We start from the raw sequence: 1,211 nt of genomic DNA, 5'->3' as shown, positions 1-1,211 counted from the left end.
CAACGGCGAGGGCGAAGGCACCGACACCACCACGACGAGCTCCTCGAGCAGCAGCTCGTCGAGCACGACACCGAGCTCGTCGGCGTCCTCGACCACGGAGAGCAACCCTGACGGCGCCACGGCCATCGAGGTCGTCAAAAACTTCGAGAAGACGACGAACGACCTGCGGTTGGATCCGATGAAGGAAACCGGGGCACTGGGGGCGTATGCCACCGGTCAGGCATACAAGCAACGTACGTTCACCATTCGGCAGAGTCGCGAGGCCGGTGAAAGCCACCGGGGTCGCATCACGGTGGTCGAGGCGACAGCCTCTCGCCAGTCGGCCACCAGTCAGGAGGTGGTCGCGTGCACGGACGTGTCTGCGCGAAGGAGTGTGGACAAGAACGGAGAAGCGCTGCCGTCCCCCTTTGATCGTCTCGAGCGTGTTTACACCGTGGAGAAGAGCGACGGGGCCCAGCAAGACGGGAAGTGGCGGGTCACGGCCGAGGAGGCGACGTCCGAATGCTAGGAAGTCGCTGGGCAGCAGTACTGATCGGGCTAGCACTACCCATGGTGTCCGGTCCCGCTCAAGGTGACCCGGTCTCACCGACATCGAGTCGGACCGCAGCGACGCCGAGTGATAAGCCCGTGGGGTGTACTGACGGGAAGGTGATGAACGACGCGGGCAACTGCGTGGTGAAGGTCTCAGTCGAGGAGGACACCCAGACTGAAATGACGGGCCAAGGGAAAGACGGGGTGGCTAGCTCGAACGGTTCCAACGGGCGGGCAGGTGGTGCACCCGTGTCCGCAGGGAACTCGAAGAAGCCGGTGTGTCGTGACCAGGGGAAGGTCGTCATCCCGTGCGTGAAGGACGGCGCCTGGTGGTCAGCGTCGAACGCCTGCTATGTCGCGGCGGTGGACCCGCCGCCGGCGAAGTCGGACCCTGTGTGGGAGGGCAACGAGGGTGGGGCGATCTACTCGTGCGCCGGGCCGGTCGGCGGTGGCGGGTCGGTCTCGGACCTGGCCGGTGACGTGCGGGTGGTCGGACCGCAGGGGTTGTTCTGGTCGGCGACACCACCCGGCGGTGGACCGCCCAGCGCGGCGAATCTGCCGAACGCGCGGACCTTGGCTGACCAGGCGATCGCCCGGATGAGGATGCGGGCACCGAAGATCGGGATCGCGCCTGATGACGCTCCGGGCTCGGTCGGCCTGGTGGGGATGCCGGTGTGGAT

Annotated in this window: 1 protein-coding gene and 1 pseudogene; both read left to right on the top strand. The window is 66.5% G+C overall.

Translation table 11 applies throughout. The annotated features are described in order from the left end of the window. On the top strand, positions 1-508 hold a 508-nt coding region (locus JAN01S_RS17280), incomplete at its 5' end, for a hypothetical protein (protein ID WP_176573020.1). 140 nt (positions 509-648) lie between these two features. Next, positions 649-1,211, top strand: a pseudogene (locus tag JAN01S_RS17010) (hypothetical protein); the annotation flags it as partial.

Source organism: Janibacter anophelis NBRC 107843 (assembly GCF_001570945.1).
Classification (GTDB): Bacteria; Actinomycetota; Actinomycetes; order Actinomycetales; family Dermatophilaceae; genus Janibacter; species Janibacter anophelis.
Note: the sequence above shows the minus strand (reverse complement) of the source record. Positions and strands in the feature narration are given on the sequence as shown.